Consider the following 22,754-nt stretch of genomic DNA (forward strand, 5'->3'; position numbering starts at 1 on the left):
AAATAATATGTCTAACAAAAATTTATTTGTCACAAAAATAGCCGCAATTGTTGCATTGGGTGGTTTTTTATTAGGATTTGATGCTTCCGTAATTTCTGGAGTTGTAAAATTTATAGAGCCAGAATTTAACCTTACAAAATTACAATTGGGTTGGGCTGTAAGCTCTATAACTTTAACAGCAGGAGCTGGGATGTTAATCTCTGGACCCATGAGCGATAAATTTGGAAGACGAAAAATTTTAAAATATGCAGCTTTACTGTTTACAATTTCTGCAATTGGTTCTGCTTTGGCCTTCAATTTCTTTTGGCTAATATTTTTTAGAATGATAGGTGGTTTTGCAGTTGGTACTGCTTTAATTATTGCCCCAATGTATATTGCAGAAGTGGCTCCACCAGAAAAAAGAGGACAACTTGTTTCTTTTAATCAACTAAATATTGTTCTAGGTATTTCTATCGCTTTTTTTACCAACTATTTAATTTTAAAATGGGGTAATTCTGATGCTGAATGGGCAAAATCTATTGGACTTGGTAAATGGAACTGGAGATGGATGCTAGGTTTAGAAGCTTTACCAGCAATTCTTTATTTTTTAGGATTATACATAGTTCCTAGAAGCCCTAGATGGCTAATGATTCAAAATCAAAAAGAAGAAGCTTTACAAGTAATGAACAAAATTGTTGATGAAAATAAAGCTAAAAATCAACTTAAAGAAGTAGAGCAAAGCATTTCTGAAGATGCTACAAAAGAAAAAACTAAAGTATCAGATTTGTTTAAAAAATCCATGCGAAAAGTTATTGTAATTGGTTTGGTAGTTGGTGTTTTTCAGCAGATTGTTGGTATAAATGCAGTACTTTTTTATGCTCCTATGATTTTTGAACAAACAGGTATAGGTACAGATGCTTCTTTTATACAGGCGGCTTTAGTAGGTGTTACAAATTTAGCTTTTACCATAGTTGCTATTTTGGCAATAGATAAATTAGGTAGAAAACCACTTTTAATTATTGGTATGGCTGGTATTGCCATTTGCTTATTTTTATTAAGTTATGGTTTTAATGATGCTACTTATACATTAAATCAAGAAGCTATTGCAAACTTACCATCAGAAATAGATAGCTCAAAAATAGCATCACTTAAAGACAAAGTTTTCGAGAACGATTTAGATTTTAAAGCAGCATTAGCAAATGTTTTGGGTAAAGAAAATGCTGCAAAATATGAAGGAACTTTAGTAACTGCAGCAGCAAAAATGAATACCATTTTAATTCTGATTGGTATTATAGGTTTTGTAGGTGCGTTTGCAATGTCTATTGGTCCTGTAATGTGGGTTTTATTTTCAGAATTATTTCCTAATAGAATTAGAGCCATAGCCATAACTTTTGTAGGCCTAGTAAATATGGCAATTTCTTTCTTAGTACAACTTTTATTCCCTTGGGAATTAGAAACTTTAGGAAACGCTGGTACCTTTTTACTCTTTGGTGTTTTTGCAGTTATAGGCTTTGTGTTTATATGGTTTAAAGTACCAGAAACCAAAGGAAAATCTTTAGAAGAATTAGAAGAAATGTTAATCAATTAAAATAGTAAAATGCAAATGTTAGTATACAAGAATTTAATTATAGTCGCTTTTTTATCGATATTTTTAATCAACTGTGGTAGTTCAGATACAACAGAAGCAGAAGAAATTGTTATACAAAATGACACACCAACTGCAGAAAACGATACTTTAATTGTAGAAGAAAATAGTACAGCTGGTACAGTAAACCAGATTGATGTTAGCAAAAATGATACTTTAGGAAATGATGGAGGAGATGCTGATAATTACAGTATTAGCACAACAACTAATCAAGGTACTTTAACAGAAATTAGCGATGGTGTTTTTGAATATGTGCCAAATTCAGATTTTTATGGCGAAGATGGTTTTACTTACCAATTGTCTGATAAAGATGGAGATAAAGCAACAGCAACTGTAACAATTACGGTAAACAAATTTGTACCATCTGAATCTGCTTTTCTAAATATAGACCCAAATTTTCCATCATTTACTTCTATAGAAGATACAACTCCAGAAGATAAAAAATGGGTAAAATTAGAAACAATGTCAGATGAATTTGATGCTTGGGATGGTTCTAAATGGTTTAAATCTACTTGGAATTATGGAGTGCCAGTTTTTATGTCGAAATCAGATGAAAATTCTGGTGTTGCAGATGGTAATCTTTGGATTAAAGCTACATTAAACGAAAGTAATGCAGATGGTAGATGGTTTCAAACTGCTAGAATTCACTCTAAAGCAGAAACAAAATACCCAATGTACACAGAAGCAAGAATTAAAACTTCTCACATTTCTGCATACACCACATATTGGTTAAATAATGGTGATAGTAATGATAGAGATGAAATAGATATTATAGAAAACAATTCAAATCCATCTTGTACAAATTGCGAAGCAGAAATATTTCCTTTACAAATGAATTCGCAATATTTTCATGCAGATTCTAATTTAAATCCGGTAGTAATTCGAAATCATGGTAAATCTTTACGATCAGATTTATCACCAACAAACCCTTTAATAGATAAAGGTTGGAACGAAGCTTACCATACTTATGGTGTTTGGTGGAAAGACGAAAAACACATTCAGTTTTATTTAAATGGAGAACCTGCAGGAAGCGTTGTTGTCGGCGAAGATAAATCTGGACAAACTTACGAAAACCGAGTTTTTACAAGAGATTTAGAAATTATTTTCGATTTATGGACTAGCGAAGAAGGCTGGTTAGGAGGTTTACCAGAAAAAAGTGATTTGAGTAACGATGCAATAAATACTATGAAAGTAGATTGGGTAAGAACTTGGAAACTAGAAGACAAATAAGTTAACAATTCAACAACATTTTAGAAATGTAAAAATTATTTAAAATACTTTAAATCAATTAAATATGCTTATTTGTAAAGTTTAAATGCAGATTATTTCTACCAGGTATTAACATCAAAATTCATCTTTAGCAACTATTTTTGATGAGAATTTAAAGGATAAATGAAATGATAAACACAAAACAAATTTTAGTTGTATTGCTATTTTTTATATCAATTCAATTAAGTAGTCAAGATTGGAATGGAGTTGCAATTCCGGTTACACTTTCTGGTGGAGACACTTGGGTTTTACAAAGAGAAGCATCAGACGATTTTAATTATACAGCACCAGCAGCCAATAAAGGCACAACATTTACATCTAAATGGGACGATTTTTATCATAATGGATGGACAGGTCCAGGCACAACAGTTTGGACCAGACAACATTCATCCGTAGAAAATGGCGAACTTAAATTAACAGCAACAAGGTATCAAACTAATAAAGTAAATGCGGGTGCAATACACTCTAATACAACTGTACAATATCCTGTTTATATAGAAGCCAAAATAAAAATTATGAATTCAGTTTTAGCAAACGGTGCTTGGTTGCTAAGTGCAGATGACACACAAGAAATTGATTTTATGGAGGGTTATGGAGCAAATTATTCAGATAGCGCAAACGAAGATCTTACTTGGTGGGCACAAAGAATGCACGTAAGTCATCATGTTTTTATAAGAAATCCGTTACAAGATTGGCAACCTAATGAGTTAGCAACAGGTAATGGAAATCCGGCACCAAACCCAACTTGGATTACAAGAAATGATGGAGCAGGAAATATACTTTGGAAAGACAGTTATCATACTTATGGAGTGTATTGGAAAGATCCATGGCATTTGTATTATTTTATTGATGGTGTTCAAGTCACAAAAAAAGAAGGTAAAGATCAAATAGATCCATTATTTTACACCAATTCAGTAAATCAGGGTGATACAAGTAATGATACCAGAACAGGTTTATCAAAACCAATGGACATTTTGTTTACAGTAGAAGAGCAAGGTTGGCGAACAGCAAACGGAAAATCTGTTGTACCTACAGATGCAGAATTGGCAAATACAGAGAATCACACTTTTAAAATAGATTGGATTAGAACGTATAAACCAAGTAGTAGTTTGTCTGTAAAAGAGGTAGAAAGTAATTTTAAAATTGATGTTTTTCCAAACCCAACAGAAGAATTCATTAAAATAAACGCAAGTAAATTAATTGCAAAAGTAGATTGTTTTGATGTAAATGGTAAACTATTAGTTTCTAAAAATTATGATGATGCATCCATTCATTTTAATGTAAATAAATTTGATAGTGGTATTTATTTTTTAAAAATATCTGCAAATGATGGCTCTATAACACGTCAGAAAATTTTAAAGAATTAGGTAAATATCATTTAACCTAAAAAAATAAAAAAAAGAAGATTAATAATACTTAATCTTCTTTTTTTATTCATTTAATTGTAAATTATACTAAAGCAACCTCTTTATAATTAACAGCTTCTAGTCTATTTAAAACTACTTCTTTAATTCTTGGAATAACATCTTTTAATAAATAAGGAGGATAAGCAGAATTAATGTCTTTATCCATTTCTTTGTATAACTCTTTCATATAAGTAGTATGTACAATGGTACCAACATTTAATTTTGCAACACCCATTGTTATTGCTTTTTGAATGTCTTTATCTGGTATTCCTGTACCCCCATGTAAAACTAAAGGGTTAGGAATTGCTTCTGCAATTTCTTGTAATCTATCAAAATGAATTTTAGGAGTTGTGGGAGTAAAACCATGAGCAGTTCCAATACCAACTGCCATAATATGCGGATTTGCTTCTTCTACAATTGCTTTAACTTCTGCAACACTTGCTAAGAAATCATCGTCGCATTTTACAACTACATCTCTACCCATTATTTTACCAATTTCGGTTTCTACTAAAACACCTGCAGACTCTGCATATCTTACCACTTCTTTGGTCATTGCAATGTTCTCTTTTAGGCTTTTTTGCGAACCATCAATCATAACAGAATCGTAACCATCATCTATTGCTTTTTTACACATATCTACAGAAACACTATGGTCTAAATGCAAATACATTGGTTGTTTGGTGTATGGCTGTATTCCTTGTACCATTTTTTTACATAAATAGCTAGAGTTTAAATCTACAACAGGTGGATATGTCATTACCATTACTGGGCAATTGGCTTCTTCTGCAGCCAAAGCAACAGCTTTCATATCGTAAATATCATTTACATTAAAACCTATTAAACATTTTTGTGCTGTTCTATACTCTTTTACTAATTGTATTAAATTTGGTTTTTTCATTTTGATATTTTTAATAGTTTAATTCTTTTTGAATACTTCTTCCTGATATGCCTGATTGAACAAAATCAATATTTTTTATGCTTGCCCAATGGTTAAATTCTTTTAAATCTTCTTGAATATGGCCTCTACCAATTATCCAATGATGATCTAATCCTTTGCTTAAAATTGTGCCAACAATGGCAGATGCTTTTACATTTTTAGGAGAAACCTCTCCATAAGCACCTCTAAATCTCATTGGTGAATCTATAATTTCGCCTTCAAAAGATAGCATACTTGAAGCATGAGGATGTTGATATTTAGCAATGGTTATGGCTCCTTTTTCTAATAAGAATTCTAATAACATTCCATAAGATTGTTCTTTATCATAATTGTCTAAAATGCTATGATTTCTGATTTCGAAACTGGTGTTTTTTCTAAGTAATTTGGTCGGTGAACCACCACAATGCCACATTCCTAATTTATTTTCTTTAGTGTTAAGAATTGATAAATCTGTTAAAGTTGGTAAAGAGTTGCCATTACTAAGTTCATTCATAGTTACCATTGTAATTAAAGCACCCATATCAGATTCATCTGCAACAGGTATTCCTAAATCTTGAACAAGAGCACCAGCTCCATCACCAGCAATTTGATAATTATCGAATAATTCTGGCCAATTTTTTAAAGCGACACCAATATATTCGCCTTTTCTAGTATAATCAGCTATTGCTAAACTAAAACGAACAGATAAAAATAATTCACGTTTATTTACTCCTGTAAATTTGCATTGATTTGCATTGGTTAATTTGTGAACAATTGCATTTACATCCTCTTTTTTAAATTGCTCACCATGTTTCCAAATTGTTTCTATATCTACTCTGTCTACTCCTAAACCAAAATGTTTTGCAATAGACATTTCATTTAATTCACAATCATAAAAACCAGGAACTCTCATTCCTCCAATCATAAGAATATTAGCATGTTGCATTCTTTTTTTTGCACTTACTACTCTTGTAAATCGATCTAAAATTATATCTAATTTTTTTGATTTTGGTCGGTCAAAAACCCAAGAATATTTAACCTCTAAAGAATTTAAAATATTGAGTAAAAAGTTCTGACCACACAATCTATTTGCAGTTAAACTACCACCAGTAACTTCGTCATGAGACCAACTTAATAATGGAATTTTCTTTTCTCTTAACCAATTACCCAATGCCAAGGCTAAATCTCCTGCAATGTAAGACGCTTGATAAATGATTAATCCGCTCATTCCTTCAGCATCAAAATTATTCAGTACTTTTAGTAGTTCTTTTTTAGTTTGCACAGGTTCTTTTAGGGCTAACATTTTATGATTAGCGCCAAAAACACTTTTAGTTTGTTCAACAGCTTCAGTATAAGATTTTTTTGCTTTTTTCCAATCGAAATGCAATTCAAAACCAATACCAATTAGCCCTATTTTCACCTCTTTTTTTGCTGATGCTTTACAAATAAGTTGCTCCATTTCATCAGCGACAATTCCTTTACGAAATAAAATATCGATGTTAGGATTTATCAAATCATTTTTTTCTTCTATTAATGTACCAGTAGCCATATTTCTTTTTGTTTTTTTATAATATTATTTACTTCATCTTTGGTAGGAAAATAAGACCTACCCCCAAAATGGGTTGCTATTATTGAGGCATATGCAGAAGCATATTCAATTCTTTCTTCTAACGGTTTTTTGTCTAAAAGTGCTACTGCATAAGCTGCGTGAAAAGCATCTCCACATCCAGTTGTGTCCACCACTTTTACAGGAAATGAAGGTTGATGAATAACACTGCTTTCTTTTAAAGCCCAACTACCATTTGCGCCATCTGTAATTATTAATTGACCATCAGTAATAGATTTTAAATGATGTAGGCAATCTTCTGGTTTTTCTAAACCACTAATTAATTGAGCGCCTTCTAAGGGTAAAATAATATGGGTTCCAAAAGAAATCATTTCTCTAAGGATGTTTACATCTCCAGTTTCAATGTCTAAAACTGAAGGTTTGTTTAGTCTTTTTGCAAGCTTTAATAACTCTAAATTTCCTTCAACATCATAACCATCAACAAAAATTAATTTGCTGTTTTCTACCCATTCTTTTCTGATGTCTTTTTTTTGTAACGGACTGTAATTATTTGTAGAATAAAGCACAGTTCTATCTCCATTTTCGGGGTTAATTTCTACAATAGCAATGGCTGGTTGAAATCCTTTTTTATCTTTTAAAAGAGAAATATCAACATTACATTTATTAAATTCTTCGTTGGCAATTATACTTAAAGTACTATCACTTTTATAACCTGTAAACTTTGTTATATAACCAGATTTTGCAATAAAACAAGCACCATTTCCTGCTGGTGCACCACCTTGAATTGTTATTTTAGACACTTCTTGTTTTGCTCCTTTACTTACTTTTTTAGGAACATCAGCAAGAATGTCTACCACCATCATTCCTGAAACTAGAACATCAAATTCCATTTTATCACCTTTAAAATTATAGCTTAAAAGTACAATTGATTTTAAGGCGATATTAAATACAGAATCATTCAAAAGGTGTACTATTTTTCCATATATTTGATATTAAATGATACTTAATCGAAAATATATACATAATGAAAGCTGTTTTTGAGCCCATTTCTGATGCCATTCATAAAACGTTTCATTATAGAGTATTCGAAAAAAAAGAGTTTGAAACTCCTTGGCATTATCATCCAGAATGGGAATTAACCCTGATTACAGAAAGTACAGGAATTAGAAGTGTTGGGAATTCTATACAAACATATCATCCAGAAGAATTGGTTTTATTAGGTCCTAATTTGCCACATTGTTGGAAAACCAATCGAACTACAAAACAATTAGCAAAGTCAACCGTAATTCAATTTAAAGAAGATTTATTAGGCGATGGTTGGTTAGAAAAAGAGGAGTTTACACTCATTAACAAAATGCTTTTAAACAGTAATTTTGGTTTAATTTTTAACAAAGAAGTATCGCTTAAAATTGGTGAAGAAATGCTTTTGATGAAAGAATTATCAGATACTTTAAGGTTAATAGAATTTATTAGAATCTTACACAAACTTTCTTTAAAAGAGTATAAGGTGTTAAGTTTAGGTGCACGTTTTGATGTAAATGCTGTAGTTTCTGATAGAATTAAAAAAATAATTAATTTTGTAGAATGCAATTATCAATCTAAAATTGATGCTACGCAATTGGGTGATTTAGTTTTTATGACGCCTGTTTCGTTTTCTAAATTTTTTAAAAAAACGTTTAATAAAACTTTTACTGCTTATTTAAACGAGTATAGAATTAGTAAAGCTTGCGAATTATTAAAAGAATCTGAAATTTCTGTAGAGCAAATTGCTTTTGAAACAGGTTATCTTAACTTGTCTTTTTTTCACAGACAATTTAAGTTATATACTGCTAAAACACCTGCACAGTATAGAACTACATTTTTTAAATAATTATTTACAAACGACTACAAACGTTTACAACCGAAAGTAATTGCTTTGTAACCGAATAAAATTTGTGTTGCATTGCATCTTTGCAGTGTTGAATGGAACTAATGAAATTCGATATAATTTAAAAACTTATCTTATGAATACGTTAAGAAACAAAGTACAATTAATTGGTAGATTGGGTCAAGATCCAGAAATAGTAACTTTCCAAGACGGAAATAAATTAGCAAAGTTTTCTTTAGCTACAGATGATAGTTATAAAGACAAATCTGGTAATAAAGTAGAACGCGTCTATTGGCACAATTTAGTTGTAAAAGGGGGTTTGGTAAATGTTGTAGAAAACTATGTAAACAAAGGCAAAGAAATTGCAGTAGCAGGTAAATTAACCAACAAATCTTACGAAACCAAACAAGGTGAAAAAAGATATATTACTGAAATTTTGGTAAATGAATTACTCTTGCTAAGTAGTAATTAAAAAGTTTGTTAAAAGCCTTGATAAGATAATTATCAAGGCTTTTTTTTAGCTTGCTTTTTCTAACTCTAATTCTAGTTTTTCTACCATTAATATTTCAGATTCATCAAAATAAGTTACAGAATTTGCAATTTTTATAGCGGTCTTTAAAATTAAACTTTTAATGCCATCTGTAAATAAAGAAGGATGTTCTTTTTTAAATTCCATAAATTCTTCATAACAAGTATTGGCATCAGAAAAACCTTCGTTATTTAACCAATCGAATACGGTTTCTATTTGATAAGCTGCATCAGAATGATAATCATCATTTACAGTATTTACCTTTGTCCATTTACTTTTTACAATTTTTTTTAACGTTTTAAACTCACTCTCTTCTACTACATTATCAGCTGCTGCAATAGCATAAAATAACTTCCCTAAGTTTTCATAAAAAGAGATGATTGTATTTTTTGCTGGTTTCATAATTATATACTTTAGTTGGCTTAGTTATTCACAATAAGCCATCATTTTAATAGTCTAAAATTAACTCAATTATTCCATATTAAATCTGATAAAAGTCATAGTTAACATTTAGTTGATCAATTTTATGAAGTCAATTATTTATAAAATTTTTGTTAAAAACATCACAATTAATGTTCATTTAATGTCGATAGCCAATACAGAAAACATTTTTTTGTAAATTACAACATCAATTCTAAAATTTACATCCATGCCAAATTATACACTATTCATTAACGGAAAACAACGTTCTGTAACAGCAGATGAAGACACACCTTTGCTTTGGGTTTTAAGAGACGAACTAAATTTGGTAGGTACAAAATTTGGATGCGGAATTGCACAATGTGGTGCTTGTACAGTGCATATAGATGGTGTTGCCACAAGAAGTTGCCAAATGCAGGTTTCTATTTTAGAGGATGTAAAAATTACAACTATAGAAGGTTTATCTGATGATGGCAAACACCCAGTACAAGAAGCTTGGAAAACGATTGATGTACCTCAATGTGGTTACTGCCAAGCAGGACAAATTATGACAGCAAGTGCTTTTTTAAACGAAAATAAAAATCCGTCTACATCAGAAATTAGAGAAGCAATGCATGGTAATATTTGCAGATGCGCATCTTACAATAGAATTGAAAAAGCTGTAAAGTTAGCTGCAGATAAATTATCATAACTCACTAAATCTGAAAAAAATGAAATCTCAATCCAATACAAATTTTAGTAGAAGAAATTTTTTAAAAACATCAGCTTTAGCTAGTGGTGGTTTATTAATTGGCTTTAATTTTTTAACAGCTTGTAAGCCAGAAGCCAAAATGCCTGTAGATATTGCAAGCTTAAATTTTAACGATTTTAATGCGTTTATTAAAATTTCTGATGAAGGTTATGTAACCATTTTTTCTCCAAATCCAGAAATTGGACAAGGTGTAAAAACGGCAATGCCAATGATTATTGCAGAAGAATTAGATGTAGAATGGAGCAAAGTAAATGTAGCACAAGGCGCTTTAGATACTAAAAATTTTACCAGACAAGTTGCAGGAGGTAGCCAATCCATTCGTCAAGGTTGGGATGCTTTAAGACAAACAGGAGCTACAGCAAAACAAATGTTAATTAATGCTGCTGCTGTAAAATGGAATGTAGATGCAACATCATTAAAAGCATCAAAAGGAGTAATTACCAATGCAAATGGGGCACAATTAACTTATGGAGATGTTGTAAAAGAAGCAGCTTTATTAGAAGTGCCAGAAAATGTAAAACTTAAAGAAACAAAAGATTATACCATAATTGGTAAAGATGCTATAAATGTAGATATTGATAAAATTATCACAGGGAAACCACTATTTGGCTTAGATTTTAAAGCAGAAAATATGAAGATTGCTTCTGTGTTAAGACCACCAGCATTTGGTCAAAAATTAGAAAGTTTTGATGATAGCAAAGCAAAAGCTGTAAATGGTGTTACAGATGTAATTAGATTTGGAGACAAAATAGCTGTTTTAGCCAATTCTACTTGGGCTGCAATGAAAGGTAAAAAAGCCTTGTCTGCAACTTGGTCTAGTCATAAACCAGAAAGTTCAGCACACCATGATAAAATGTTAACCGATATTTTAGATGGGAATAAATTTGATACAAGACGTGAAGATGGTGATGTTAAAAAAGCTTTTGCAAACGCAGATAAAGTAATCGAAAAAACCTATCATTCTCCATTTTTACCACACAACTGTTTAGAACCTATGAATTTTTATGCAGATGTAACTGCAGAAAAAGTGCATTTGGTAGGGCCAATTCAAACACCTCAATGGACCGTAAATAGAGTGGCAAAATTATTAGAAAGAAAAGAAGAAGAAATCCATTGCGAAATGACAAGAATGGGTGGTGGTTTTGGTAGACGTTTGTATGGCGATTTTGCGCTAGAGGCTGCAGAAATATCGAGCTTGGCAAAAACACCAGTCAAAGTTGTTTTTTCTAGAGAAGATGATATGACTGCAGGTACTTACAGACCAGCCATAAAATATAGAATTAAAGCAGGTATAAAAGATGGTAAAGTAACAGCTTATCACTTAAAAGAAGCTGCAGTTAATGGCAATATGTATGGCTTAATACCTAACTTTTTTCCTGCAGGTTGTATCCCAAATTACAAAGTAGATACCGCAAATTATAAAAGCAATATTACTACAGGCGCTTGGAGAGCACCTTATACCAATTTTTTAGGTTTTGCCGAGCAAAGTTTTTTTGGAGAGTTAGCTCAAGAAATGGGTAAAGATCATCCAGAATTAGTATTAGAACTTTTACAAAATGTAAAAAATACTTCGGATAAAAAAATAGAATATTCTGGCCAAAGAATGGAAGACACTATTAATTTAGTGAAAGAAAAAGGAAATTGGGGCAAAACAGAAGAAGGAGTTTACCAAGGTTTTGCAGCTTATTATAGCCATAATACTCATGTTGCAGAAATTGCAGAAATTGTTTTACAAGAAGGTTTACCTGTTGTTAAAAAAGTTACTGCTGCAGTAGATTGTGGTATAGTTGTAAACCCAACAGGAGCTAAAAATCAAGTAGAAGGTGGTATTTTAGATGGTATTGGCCATGCCATGTATTCAGATTTTTCTTTTAAAGATGGCAAACCAGAATATAAAAACTTCGATAAATATCGTTTAATTAGAATGCAAGAAACACCAAAAGTAGAGGTTCATTTTGTGCAAAATAATTTATCGCCAACAGGTTTAGGAGAACCAGGTTTACCACCTGCAGGTGGTGCAGTTGCTAATGCTATTCAAAATGCTTTAGGTAAAAGATTGTATAGCCAACCTTTTATTAAAGAGCTAAAAAAGAGTACTGTTTTAGGGTGATGATTTAAATTTAGAGCAATAAAAAATGCCAAAATAATCACATTTTGACATTTTCACAGCATGAGCTTTGGGGAGGACTATCTCCTAACTTCTTGTTAGGGGCTACAAATGTACTACCTAAATAAGCTTTAATTTATTAATTTTCGATAAGTAGAGGTTTAATGTCTTTATGTTGAACAAATTATTCGTTAAAAATAGTTTTCTCCATCCAATCTGTAAATGTTGGCTTCTAATTCTTTAAGTATATCAATGTATTTGGTGTAACTTTATGAAATAGAATATATTACTGAAATACTTGTTTTGGAGCAAGTTTCTAAAACAAAACTATTTGATGAACTCTTGATAACTTTGTTAGAGTTACAAAAAAGAAATACAAATGAGTAAATTTTTTCTAAAATTTGAATTTGTAGTTCTTTTTAATAATGAAAAAGTAGGTTAAAAAAGAATTGCTAAAACCTAAAAGGTTTCAGCAACTCAACAGCAGAATAGCTTGGGGGAAATCATTTAAATATCTGGTAGAACTATAATTTCTTTTTTAGTGCCCTGCAAAAGTACTATGCATGCATAGTTTATTTTTGATAAATTCGTTGAATTGTATTGTAATTTATTTAAATTGAGTAAACTAACTGTTAAAAGAAAATTTCTTGAGCCAATCTGTAGGTGTTGGCATGCGCTTCTACAATAGTATTAATGTCTTTAGAGTATCCACCTCCCATAGAGCACATCACAGGAATTTGAGCATCAAAACAAGTTTGTAACACAAAACGATCTCTTTCTTTGCAGCCTTGTAAAGTCAAACTTAATTTGCCTAATTTATCAGTTTCAATAACATCTACACCACATAAATAATAGATAAAATCTGGATTTTCTTGTACGATGAGTTTTGGTAACGTGTCTTTTAAAATGGATAAATAAACATCATCTTTTGTATCATTTTCTAAAGCAATGTCTAAATCAGATTTTTCTTTTTCAAAAGGATAATTTCCTTTTCCGTGCATAGAAAATGTAAAAACAGAAGTATCATTTCTAAAGATTTCTGCAGTTCCATTTCCTTGATGAACGTCTAAATCAACAATTAAAATTTTATCAACTAAACCTTTATTTTGCAAATATTTTGCAGCAATAGCTTGGTCATTTAATAAGCAAAACGCTTCGCCTCTGTTAGAAAATGCATGATGTGTACCGCCAGCAATATTCATAGCAACTCCATGTTGTAACGCAAATTCTGAAGCTTTCATAGTACCATCAGCAATAATCATTTCGCGTTCTATGAGTACTTCAGATAAAGGAAAACCAATTTTTCTAGCCACTTTTTTATTTAAAGTGATGTTTAATAAATCAAAAAAATATTCAGGTTCGTGTACTGTAAAAAAATGTTTGTTATTGGGTATTTCAGGTTCAAAAAAGTTTTCGGGTTTGCAAGTTCCTTCGTACAATAATTGTTGGGGTAGCAAATCGTATTTTTCCATAGGAAAACGATGCCCTTCTTTTAAAAGATGATTGTAAATAGGATGATATGCTATTTTTAGCATAGAGAATTTTAATTACAAATATAAAATCAATTTTCACAATGATTTTCTGGCTAAAATTAATACAAGAAATTCATCATCAAAAATGTATAAAAATTTATTTTCTAACTAACTGCTTGCCCGTTTTTAACAGCTTTTTCAGGCTCCACAAATGCCAATTTACCATCAGGAGTATCCGTCATTAAAATCATGCCTTGGCTTTCTACACCTCTAATTTTTCTTGGTGCTAAATTTACCAATACAGAAACTTGTTGCCCAATAATATCTTCTGGAGCAAAACTTTCTGCAATACCAGAAACAATGGTTCTTGTATCAATACCAACATCAACCTTAAGTTTTAAAAGCTTTTTAGTTTTGGCAACTTTTTCTGCTTCTAAAATAGTACCAATTCTGATGTCTAATTTGGTAAAATCATCAAATTCAATGGTTTCTTTTTGAGGCTCTACTACTTTATTTTCTTGCTCATTTGCAATTTTTGTAGCTTCTAATTTTGCCAATTGAGCATCAATAGTTTTGTCTTCAATTTTAGAAAATAATAATTCTGCTTTGTTTATTTGGTGGTTTGCAGTAAGTAAAATATCTTTTTCTGTAATATCCTCCCAAGTTAGAGATTTCTCGACTTCGCTCGAAATGACATCTAGGTTTAAAATTCCTTTTAATTTAGTTGATGTAAAAGGTAAAAATGGCTCAGAAACTACAGCCAATGCAGTTGCAATTTGCAAAGCAACATACATAATAGTTTTAACACGTTCTTCGTCAACTTTTATCACTTTCCAAGGTTCTTCATCTGCCAAATACTTGTTTCCTAATCTAGCTAAATTCATCAATTCTTGAGACGCTTCTCTAAATCTGTAGCGTTCTATAGATTTACCAATGATATTCGGAAACTCTTTAACAGCAGCTAAAACATCTTCATCAACCTCTGTAAAATTGTTAGGAGTTGGTACAACACCAGCATAATATTTGTTGGTTAACACCACAACTCTATTGATAAAATTACCAAAAATAGCCACTAATTCGTTGTTGTTTTTGGCTTGAAAATCTTTCCAAGTAAAATCGTTGTCTTTACTTTCTGGTGCGTTTGCTGTTAAGGTATAACGTAAAACATCTTGCTGATTTGGGAATTCTTCTAAATACTCATGCAACCAAACTGCCCAATTTTTAGAGGTTGATAATTTGTTGCCTTCTAAATTTAAAAATTCGTTAGCAGGTACATTATCAGGTAAAATATAATCACCATGGGCTTTTAACATACTTGGAAAAATAATACAGTGAAAAACAATATTGTCTTTCCCAATAAAATGAACCAATTTGGTGTCGTCTTTTTTCCAATAATCTTCCCAGTTTTTGCCTTCTCTTGCAGCCCATTCTTTAGTAGATGAAATATATCCAATGGGTGCATCAAACCAAACATATAATACTTTTCCTTCTGCACCTTCTACTGGTACAGGAATTCCCCAATCTAAATCACGAGTTACGGCTCTTGGTCTTAAACCATCTTCTACCCAACTTTTTACTTGTCCGTAAACATTCGATTTCCAGTCTTTTTTATGTCCTTCTAAAATCCATTCGCGTAAAAATGCTTCATGTTTATCCAAAGGTAAAAACCAGTGTTTGGTTTCTTTTACAGTGGGTACATTACCAGTAATTGCAGATTTAGGGTTAATTAAATCTGTTGCGTTATGACTTGTTCCACAGTTTTCACATTGGTCTCCATAACTTTCTTCAAATCCACATTTTGGGCAAGTACCTACAACAAATCTGTCTGCTAAAAATTGGTTTGCCTCTTCATCATACAATTGTGCAGTAACTTCTTCTACAAACTCGCCATCATTATACATTTTTGTAAAAAAATCTGAAGCAGTTTCATGATGAATTTTAGATGATGTTCTAGAATAATTATCAAAAGAAATACCAAAATCTGCAAACGATTTTTTAATAATAGTGTGATATTTATCAATAATATCTTGAGGAGAAACCCCTTCTTTTTTAGCACGCATAGGTATAGCCACTCCATGTTCATCAGAACCACAGATGTAAGCAACATCTTTACCAGTTAAACGCAAATAACGCGCATAAATATCTGCAGGCACATACACACCTGCTAAATGACCTATATGAATTGGCCCATTTGTGTAAGGTAAAGCTGCTGTAATTGTATATCTTTTTGGAGTACTCATCCTGTATTTCTTAATTTTATGTACTGATTTTTGAAGTGCAAAAGTACAAAAAAGCAATTTTAATCGGATTGAAATTAATACATTTACTTAAATAAAAAAATAGCCTGTTTTGAAAGTGAAATCTCTTCTTTTTATGTTTCTATTGTTGATGTTTACATCAATAATGGCTCAAGAAAAACAAGACACTTTAAAAATAAAACAGAACCCTATTTTTTTTGTTGATTTTTTTTTAGGATACACAAATGGGTATATTAAAGGTCTTGGAGTTGGTGGTGCTTTACAATATCAAAATAAAAATAATTTATACTCTTTTAGAGCTTTAGCAACATTAGATGAAAGAGAGGTAGATTATAGAATTATTGTGCCTATTTCTGGTATAAGCAAAACTTTAGAAGAGTATGCTTTTTTGTATGGTAAAAGATTTATAGAAGACGGTTTTTCGTATCATTTTTCTGGCGGAATTTCTTACAACGTATATCAAGAAAAAGATAGAACCTTTATTTTTGATGAAACTCTTATACTAAAAGAATCATATGTAGGTTTTCCTTTAGAAATAGGTTTGAATTGGTTTAAAAATAAGAAAGAGAGATTTGGAATTTTTTATGGGGTAATTCCTGTTGGCAAACCTACTGGTTTTGGTAGGTCTTTTGGATTAAAATTATATGCAAATATTGCAAAAAAATCATATGTTGGCTTGGGTTTAAGTTTTGGTTTAGGTTGGCATAAAATTTATAATAATGAAGAATAGTATCGTGTTTTTAGTATTGTTGATGGTTTTCTCATCAACAATTGCTCAAGAAAAATTAGTAACTCCTCCTTATTTAAAAAAGGGAGATTCAATTGTAATTCTAGCGCCAGCTGGTATTTTAAAACCCAATCGAAAAGCTGTGGTTTTACAAGCCAAAAAATTAGCAGAAAGTTGGGGCTTAAAAGTAGTTTTGGGTAAAAATATGTTTAACCAAAATCATCATTTTTCTGCTACAGATGATGAACGTTGTCAAGATTTTCAAGAGGCTTTAGACAATAAAAATATGAAAGCAATTTGGGCTGCAAGAGGTGGTTATGGTTCTGTACGTATTTTAGATAAATTAGATTTTGCCACTTTTAAGCAACATCCAAAATGGATTATTGGTTATTCTGATATTACAGCATTTCACAATCACATTCATAATTTGGGTGTAGCCACTTTACATGCAATGATGGCAACAAGTTTAGAGTCAACACCTGAAGAAATTATAAAAACCATTTCGTCTTTTAAAAAAGTACTTTTTGGTGATGAAATTGCTTATGTTATTCCATCATCAAAATACAATAGAACACATCATAGATCAACAATTAAAGGTCAATTGATTGGAGGTAATTTAGCTATTTTAACATCGATGTTGGGTTCTGAAAGTCAGTTAAATACTGAAAATAAAATTTTGTTTATCGAAGAAATTGGCGAGTATAAATATTCAATAGACAGAATGTTGCAAAGTTTAAAACGTGCAGGTTATTTTACCAAAGTAAACGCAGTTATTGTGGGCAATATGAGCCTGATTAAAAAGAATTCTACAAAATGGGGAAGTTCTATAGAGCAATTGATTTTAGAGGCCATTCCAGAAGATATTCCTGTGTTTTTTAATTTTCCTGCTGGCCATGAAGCTGATAACAGAGCGTTGATTTTTGGAAGAAATGTAGAGTTGGCAGCAAGCAGTAAGCACTATTCAGTTACTTTTATAAAATAAATAAAAAACAGACCCCACAGGTTTTTAAAACCTGTGGGGTCTAATTTTCTTAAAATATTTTTAACCTTTTAAAAAGTAAATCATAAACTAAAAATGAACACTTTAGAAACTTAGTAACATTTTATGTTTAAAACTAACTAAATACTGTAGCTGAAAACCGAATACTAAATTATGGCAGAACACAATGAACTTGGTAAAAAAGGAGAGCAATTAGCCATCGATTTTTTAGTGAAAAACGATTACCAAATCCTAGAAAAAAACTATCGATATTTAAAAGCGGAAGTAGATATTATTGCGCAAAAAAAAGATACGCTTGCAGCTATCGAAGTAAAAACAAGAACTTCTGCTTATTTTGGAAATCCTGAGGAGTTTGTGAATCCTAAAAAAATAAAATTACTCATTTCTGCAATCGATAATTACGTGGTAGAAAGAGATTTAGATGTTGAGGTTCGTTTTGATATTATTGCCATCATCACCAATAAAAAAGAAACAAAAATTGAGCATTTAGAAGACGCTTTCTTGCATTTCTAAATGCTCATTTGTTTTATTCTGCACTTAAAGTAACTGCATATAAAGCATCTGCAGGCACTTTTAAATTAATTTCTTTGTTGTTGTAAAATATTCTGATAAATTTTTCTTTTAGCTCTTCATTCTGAATTAATAATTTGATATTTCCATCAGCATCTTTTACAGAAATTATTTTGTCTTTTGCCAGGTGTGCAATTCTAACATCATCTTTTCTAACAGTTTTAGACGCTAAATAAATGGCATTATAATCTGGTGTGTAAATTATTTCTTTGGTGTTTCTGTTGATTACCATTAACGAGTTTTGTTTCCAGTTCCAGGCACTTTTAGAAGTTTCATTCAATATGATGTTCCAATAGCAATAATTGGTGCTTCCAGAGTTGATGTAACTCGCAATTTCTGCCAATCTTTTCTTAGCTTGTGCTTCAGAATTTGCGCCATTGTAACAAATACCTTCTGTGTGCATTATTTTCATATCTGGCGCTAATAATGCAGTTTCTCTAATAAAAGGTTCTTTTGCATATTGAAAACCAATACCTGCAAAATTGTTTCTTGCACTTTGGTTACTTAAAGTTTTGTAATGGTCTGCTCTGTTTATGGTTCTAAACGTACCCAACCAAACTTCTGTAGGCAGTTTTTCTGCTGTAAATTTTGGAATTACATAATTAACACCTAAGTCTATATATTGATCCATAGGAATATAACATCCAGGAAAAGGCGCATAAGTATCTGGCTCATTTTGTAAGCAAAAACGATGTACAGTTACTCCTTCTTTTTGATAAGCTTTTATGTAGTTTATCAAGTATTTTGCATAAGCAGTATGAATTTCTGGAGAATTAATTAACAAGCTTTCTTTGCCTTCATAAGCCTTATTATTATCTACGGTTTTGTTTACTTTCATCCAAGCAGGAGGGCTCCAAGGAGAAGCTTGCAACAACATTTCAGAATTTACATTCAACGCAGCTTTAATAAAAGGCAACAAGTATTTTTTGTCTCTTTCTATGCTAAAATGTTTCATTTCATAATCATCTGGAGTCATGCTATAATCATAAGCATCAATAGAGAAATCACTTGGTCCAATAGGCGTTCTGTTAAAAGTTAAGTTCGATTTTTCTTCAGAAAACAGATTGTGTAAAACTTCTTTTTGTGCCTTTTTTGGTAAAGAAAATAAAGCTTCTCCACCATTTTCATTAAAAGCACCACCAAAACCTTCTATAGTTTGGAATTCAATTTCTGGTGTAATTACAATAAAGTCGTTTTGCTTTACTTTGGCATCTGCCTTAATTACAGTAGCAAAATTTTTTACAGGATTCGCTTCTCCTTTCTGCAATTTTACATATTCAATTTTAATTTCTTGAGCAAAAGAAGTAAATGTTAGGATTGATAAAAATGCAATTGATAAATAGTTTCTAGATTTCATCTTTTATTTGTTTGATAATAAGTCCGTTTAAACACATATTTTTAGTTTCACCACCATTGTTAAATTCAATAGTTATAGGGTTTTTACCATCAGAAACAAAATGAGTAATTACAGAAATGGGTTTTCTTTCTCCTGTAGATTTATGATCGTAATAACCAACACTAGGTTTGTAAGTTCGTTGTTTTTTACCATTTGCATCTACTTTTGTAATCTGAAAAGCATTGATTAATTTGGCTTTAGCCATTCTGTTATGATGATAAGTTTCTATGCTATATTTTCCTTTTTTAAGGTTTTTAATAGTGAGTTGTATGCCTTCTTTTTCGGTGATAATTCCATCCGTAGAAACAAAACTTAAATCACCTAAAATTCCATTGGCTCCATCCCATTTTATGGTTTCTTTTGATGAAATTGCAATAGAAGCATCATAGTTTTTTAAAGTATAAGTTAAGTCTTTGTTGGTTTTTCCTTCCCAAGAATCCCAATCGAATTGTACCAATTGATTTTCTTTACCAATATCTATTCTTTCTATTGGATAATCGAAAATTGGTTGGCTGTTTTTAGCAATTTCATCAGTAATAAAAGGCACAGTATTTATGCTGATTGTTGCACTTTTTAAACCTGGAGCAGAAGCTGTTAATTGTATTTTACCTGCATTTTTTGTTCCTTTTAAGTAAATGGATGCAATTCCATCATAAGACAAAGCCGGATTTATATACGCATTTTCTCTTTCTAAAAGTGCTCCATTACCAGAAACTGAAAAAGTAACTTGGTGTTTTGATGTGGTTACAACTTCGCCATTTTTATCTAAAATACTTGCATGTACTAATCTTAAATCAGAACCACCAGCATAAAATGGCTGATTATCAATATTAAAATGCAATTTTAATTGAGTTGGTTTGCCTTGTTTTGTTCTAGAATGTGTGGCTACTTTTTCTCCATTTGTATACCCAACAGCTGTTAATTTTCCGTTTGTAAAATCATGATTAAACGTAAAAGAAGGATGATTTAAAAATTTCTTTTCATCATTATTATCCGGTTTTTGCTTCGCAATCAGTTTGTTATTATGATACAAATAAATTTCTTGACAATTGCTAAAAACTCGAACAACACCATTGTTAGAAGCAGTTTCATCAGCAATATGAACAATAGATTTGTTTACCAATTCTGATTGATACCAATAATACACTGGTTTTGGAATACGATAAGGAGTAAAAACGCCATAAGTGGTCATTAAATCTCTTTTCCATTGCCAATTTACTAAATTGGGTTGTAAATGGTTGTAATCTGCACCTAACCAAGTTAAAGCGGCTATGTTATTTTCGTTGCTTTTATATCTAGAAATATGAAATTGATTTACTTCAGCATCTGGAGAACTACCATGTTCCATAACCATTGTAAAATCGTTTTCTGGCCATTCAGTTCTTCTGTAATCCATAGTTGCGTAAATGTCTGATACACCTGCATTTTTTACACCATTCCAAGGGCTAGAAGCAGAAGCTGTTAATCGAAAAGGATCTTCTTCTTTTACAGTTTCTTGCATGCTTGGCACAGGACCTCTATGATTAATTCCTGCTCCCCAAAAGAATATAGAAGGATGATTTCTGTGATTACGAATCATATGTCTGCTGGCTAAATTTAATTTATCGAACCAATTTTTATCACCCCAATCAACCCAAGTAGAAGCTTCTTCGTACACAATAATTCCGAGTTCATCACAAGCTTTTATAAAAGAATCGTCTTGTGTGTAATGAGATAAACGAACTGCATTAAAACCTGCTTTTTTAAACTGCAAAGCTTCATTGTAATGAAAAGAATTTGGCACAGCATCTCCAATATTTGGATAACTTTGATGTCTGTTTGCACCAATTAAAAAGATTGGTTTTCCGTTTAAAACCAAACCTTTGCCTTTTACCAATTTAAAAGTTCTAAAACCAAATGTGTTTTCTACAACATCTACAGCAACATCATCTTTATAAATTACAGAATATACTCTGTATAAATAAGGATTATTTGGAGACCATTGATTGTAATCGTCTTCTATTGTTGTTGTTTGATAAAAGGTTTTTGTGCTATTGGCAGAGATGTTTTTCTGCTGAATTAATTTCTTTAAAACTTCACCATTATTATTAATAATTAAAGTTTCTATTCTACAGTTTTCTGCTGAATTAAAACCGTTTTTAACAGTTGTTTTAATAGAAACTGTTCCGTTTTTGTCGTTAACAGTTGGTGTTGTAATGTGTACACCAGCATTGTAATCTTCCCAATTGTAATTTACGTGTAATTTGTTGGTGGTAACTAAATATACATCTCTATAAATACCTCCAAATTTTACATAATCTGTTTTGTGAGGATCAGGAGCAATATCATCTCTATACGTATTATCTGCTTTTACAGCGATAATGTTTTCTTTGCCAAATTTTACATATTTTGTAATATCAAAATGAAAAGGTACATAACCATTTACCTCAAAAGCCCCCACTTTTTTACCATTTACCCAAAGTTCTGTTGCATTATGCACAGCTTCGAATTGCAAATACACATTTTTAGAGGCAGCATTTTTATCGATAAAAAGTTCTTTTCTATACCATGAATTATTTCTTAAAAAATTTTCTTGAACCCAAGTTTCTTGAACGCTATCTAAAGTATAAGAAACTAATTTTGTGGTATGAGGCAAAGCAACATCTTCCCAATTTTTGTCATTGTAATTGCTTTTGTTCGGTTCTCCTTTTGGATCGCCATTGTAAAATTTCCAATTTAAATTGATGTTGGTTTTGGTTCTGTCTGTAGGTATGTTTCCTTCCTTTAAAACCGTTTCTTGAGAAAAGGTAGAAAATTGTACCGCCAGAAAAAATAAGATGAAGAAAAAACGTTTCATTTTTATAGTTTTATTTCTTCAAAAATATTTTAAAGGATA

Annotated in this window: 18 protein-coding genes; 10 read left to right on the forward strand and 8 right to left on the reverse strand. The window is 31.2% G+C overall.

What is annotated here, in order from left to right; all coding sequences use genetic code 11:
- Window positions 1-7: 7 nt before the first annotated feature.
- The 3 genes from ACWYN7_RS14540 (at window position 8) to ACWYN7_RS14550 (ending at window position 4,260) form a co-directional block, all read left to right on the forward strand.
- Window positions 8-1,567, forward strand: coding sequence for a sugar porter family MFS transporter (locus ACWYN7_RS14540; RefSeq protein ID WP_462860695.1), 1,560 nt, complete (start codon window positions 8-10; stop codon window positions 1,565-1,567).
- Window positions 1,568-1,576: 9 nt separating this feature from the next.
- Complete coding sequence (locus ACWYN7_RS14545) at window positions 1,577-2,854, forward strand: Ig-like domain-containing protein (RefSeq protein WP_462860696.1); 1,278 nt, start codon at window positions 1,577-1,579, stop codon at window positions 2,852-2,854.
- A 167-nt stretch (window positions 2,855-3,021) separates the two neighbouring features.
- Window positions 3,022-4,260, forward strand: coding sequence for a T9SS type A sorting domain-containing protein (locus ACWYN7_RS14550; protein WP_462860697.1), 1,239 nt, complete (start codon window positions 3,022-3,024; stop codon window positions 4,258-4,260).
- Window positions 4,261-4,342: 82 nt separating this feature from the next.
- Here the strand turns inward: ACWYN7_RS14550 and ACWYN7_RS14555 are convergent, their stop codons facing one another.
- The 3 genes from ACWYN7_RS14555 to ACWYN7_RS14565 are packed head-to-tail and all read right to left on the reverse strand — an operon-like array spanning window position 4,343 to window position 7,744.
- Window positions 4,343-5,197 (reverse strand): class II fructose-bisphosphate aldolase, encoded by an 855-nt coding sequence (locus ACWYN7_RS14555; RefSeq protein ID WP_462860698.1) that lies wholly within the window; start codon window positions 5,195-5,197, stop codon window positions 4,343-4,345.
- Between the two features lie 10 nt (window positions 5,198-5,207).
- The gene (locus ACWYN7_RS14560; RefSeq protein WP_462860699.1) at window positions 5,208-6,764 is read right to left on the reverse strand and encodes an L-fucose/L-arabinose isomerase family protein; all 1,557 of its coding nucleotides are present in this window, start codon (window positions 6,762-6,764) and stop codon (window positions 5,208-5,210) included.
- Window positions 6,746-7,744 (reverse strand): carbohydrate kinase family protein, encoded by a 999-nt coding sequence (locus ACWYN7_RS14565; RefSeq protein ID WP_462860700.1) that lies wholly within the window; start codon window positions 7,742-7,744, stop codon window positions 6,746-6,748. Before ACWYN7_RS14565 ends, ACWYN7_RS14560 begins: the two co-directional genes overlap by 19 nt.
- Window positions 7,745-7,806: 62 nt before the next feature.
- Here ACWYN7_RS14565 and ACWYN7_RS14570 point away from each other — a divergent pair, with 62 nt between their 5' ends.
- Both ACWYN7_RS14570 and ACWYN7_RS14575 read left to right on the forward strand, forming a co-directional pair.
- Entirely contained in the window at window positions 7,807-8,652 is an 846-nt protein-coding gene (locus tag ACWYN7_RS14570; RefSeq protein WP_462860701.1) for an AraC family transcriptional regulator, read from the forward strand.
- A 133-nt stretch (window positions 8,653-8,785) separates the two neighbouring features.
- Window positions 8,786-9,121, forward strand: coding sequence for a single-stranded DNA-binding protein (locus ACWYN7_RS14575; RefSeq protein WP_462860702.1), 336 nt, complete (start codon window positions 8,786-8,788; stop codon window positions 9,119-9,121).
- Window positions 9,122-9,166: 45 nt separating this feature from the next.
- Here the strand turns inward: ACWYN7_RS14575 and ACWYN7_RS14580 are convergent, their stop codons facing one another.
- Window positions 9,167-9,580 carry a hypothetical protein gene (locus ACWYN7_RS14580; RefSeq protein ID WP_462860703.1) on the reverse strand — a complete coding sequence of 138 codons (414 nt, stop codon included), beginning with the start codon at window positions 9,578-9,580 and terminating at the stop codon, window positions 9,167-9,169.
- A gap of 247 nt (window positions 9,581-9,827) precedes the next feature.
- Between ACWYN7_RS14580 and ACWYN7_RS14585 the strand changes: the two genes are divergently transcribed.
- Both ACWYN7_RS14585 and ACWYN7_RS14590 read left to right on the forward strand, forming a co-directional pair.
- Window positions 9,828-10,289 carry a (2Fe-2S)-binding protein gene (locus ACWYN7_RS14585; RefSeq protein WP_462860704.1) on the forward strand — a complete coding sequence of 154 codons (462 nt, stop codon included), beginning with the start codon at window positions 9,828-9,830 and terminating at the stop codon, window positions 10,287-10,289.
- Between the two features lie 19 nt (window positions 10,290-10,308).
- Window positions 10,309-12,459 (forward strand): xanthine dehydrogenase family protein molybdopterin-binding subunit, encoded by a 2,151-nt coding sequence (locus tag ACWYN7_RS14590; RefSeq protein WP_462860705.1) that lies wholly within the window; start codon window positions 10,309-10,311, stop codon window positions 12,457-12,459.
- Between the two features lie 629 nt (window positions 12,460-13,088).
- Here ACWYN7_RS14590 and ACWYN7_RS14595 read toward each other — a convergent pair.
- Together ACWYN7_RS14595 and metG are read right to left on the reverse strand one after the other, a co-directional pair.
- Entirely contained in the window at window positions 13,089-13,991 is a 903-nt protein-coding gene (locus ACWYN7_RS14595) for a histone deacetylase family protein (protein WP_462860706.1), read from the reverse strand.
- A gap of 101 nt (window positions 13,992-14,092) precedes the next feature.
- The gene (gene metG, locus ACWYN7_RS14600; protein WP_462860730.1) at window positions 14,093-16,183 is read right to left on the reverse strand and encodes a methionine--tRNA ligase; all 2,091 of its coding nucleotides are present in this window, start codon (window positions 16,181-16,183) and stop codon (window positions 14,093-14,095) included.
- A 148-nt stretch (window positions 16,184-16,331) separates the two neighbouring features.
- On the opposite strand from metG, the gene ACWYN7_RS14605 reads away from it, so the two are divergent.
- The 3 genes from ACWYN7_RS14605 to ACWYN7_RS14615 all read left to right on the forward strand — a co-directional run bounded on the left by ACWYN7_RS14605 (window position 16,332) and on the right by ACWYN7_RS14615 (window position 18,426).
- A complete protein-coding gene (locus ACWYN7_RS14605; RefSeq protein ID WP_462860707.1) occupies window positions 16,332-16,916 on the forward strand; it encodes a hypothetical protein in 585 nt (194 codons plus the stop codon).
- A complete protein-coding gene (locus tag ACWYN7_RS14610) occupies window positions 16,906-17,895 on the forward strand; it encodes a S66 peptidase family protein (protein ID WP_462860708.1) in 990 nt (329 codons plus the stop codon). The genes ACWYN7_RS14605 and ACWYN7_RS14610 overlap by 11 nt, the downstream gene beginning before the upstream one ends.
- Before the next feature lie 171 nt (window positions 17,896-18,066).
- The gene (locus tag ACWYN7_RS14615; RefSeq protein WP_459486972.1) at window positions 18,067-18,426 is read left to right on the forward strand and encodes a YraN family protein; all 360 of its coding nucleotides are present in this window, start codon (window positions 18,067-18,069) and stop codon (window positions 18,424-18,426) included.
- Between the two features lie 13 nt (window positions 18,427-18,439).
- Here the strand turns inward: ACWYN7_RS14615 and ACWYN7_RS14620 are convergent, their stop codons facing one another.
- Window positions 18,440-19,840 (reverse strand): glycoside hydrolase family 30 protein, encoded by a 1,401-nt coding sequence (locus ACWYN7_RS14620; RefSeq protein WP_462860709.1) that lies wholly within the window; start codon window positions 19,838-19,840, stop codon window positions 18,440-18,442.
- Window positions 19,830-22,715, reverse strand: coding sequence for a glycoside hydrolase family 2 protein (locus ACWYN7_RS14625; RefSeq protein WP_462860710.1), 2,886 nt, complete (start codon window positions 22,713-22,715; stop codon window positions 19,830-19,832). Before ACWYN7_RS14625 ends, ACWYN7_RS14620 begins: the two co-directional genes overlap by 11 nt.
- Window positions 22,716-22,754 lie beyond the last annotated feature (39 nt).

This window comes from Polaribacter sp. M10 (genome assembly GCF_054968445.1).

Coding starts and splice junctions, on each gene's coding strand:
- ACWYN7_RS14540 (WP_462860695.1), top strand. CDS start 8: ATGTCTAACAAAAATTTATTTGTCACAAAAATAGCCGCAATTGTTGCA.
- ACWYN7_RS14545 (WP_462860696.1), top strand. CDS start 1,577: ATGCAAATGTTAGTATACAAGAATTTAATTATAGTCGCTTTTTTATCG.
- ACWYN7_RS14550 (WP_462860697.1), top strand. CDS start 3,022: ATGATAAACACAAAACAAATTTTAGTTGTATTGCTATTTTTTATATCA.
- ACWYN7_RS14555 (WP_462860698.1), bottom strand. CDS start 5,197: ATGAAAAAACCAAATTTAATACAATTAGTAAAAGAGTATAGAACAGCA.
- ACWYN7_RS14560 (WP_462860699.1), bottom strand. CDS start 6,764: ATGGCTACTGGTACATTAATAGAAGAAAAAAATGATTTGATAAATCCT.
- ACWYN7_RS14570 (WP_462860701.1), top strand. CDS start 7,807: ATGAAAGCTGTTTTTGAGCCCATTTCTGATGCCATTCATAAAACGTTT.
- ACWYN7_RS14575 (WP_462860702.1), top strand. CDS start 8,786: ATGAATACGTTAAGAAACAAAGTACAATTAATTGGTAGATTGGGTCAA.
- ACWYN7_RS14580 (WP_462860703.1), bottom strand. CDS start 9,580: ATGAAACCAGCAAAAAATACAATCATCTCTTTTTATGAAAACTTAGGG.
- ACWYN7_RS14585 (WP_462860704.1), top strand. CDS start 9,828: ATGCCAAATTATACACTATTCATTAACGGAAAACAACGTTCTGTAACA.
- ACWYN7_RS14590 (WP_462860705.1), top strand. CDS start 10,309: ATGAAATCTCAATCCAATACAAATTTTAGTAGAAGAAATTTTTTAAAA.
- ACWYN7_RS14595 (WP_462860706.1), bottom strand. CDS start 13,991: ATGCTAAAAATAGCATATCATCCTATTTACAATCATCTTTTAAAAGAA.
- ACWYN7_RS14605 (WP_462860707.1), top strand. CDS start 16,332: ATGGCTCAAGAAAAACAAGACACTTTAAAAATAAAACAGAACCCTATT.
- ACWYN7_RS14610 (WP_462860708.1), top strand. CDS start 16,906: ATGAAGAATAGTATCGTGTTTTTAGTATTGTTGATGGTTTTCTCATCA.
- ACWYN7_RS14615 (WP_459486972.1), top strand. CDS start 18,067: ATGGCAGAACACAATGAACTTGGTAAAAAAGGAGAGCAATTAGCCATC.
- ACWYN7_RS14620 (WP_462860709.1), bottom strand. CDS start 19,840: ATGAAATCTAGAAACTATTTATCAATTGCATTTTTATCAATCCTAACA.
- ACWYN7_RS14625 (WP_462860710.1), bottom strand. CDS start 22,715: ATGAAACGTTTTTTCTTCATCTTATTTTTTCTGGCGGTACAATTTTCT.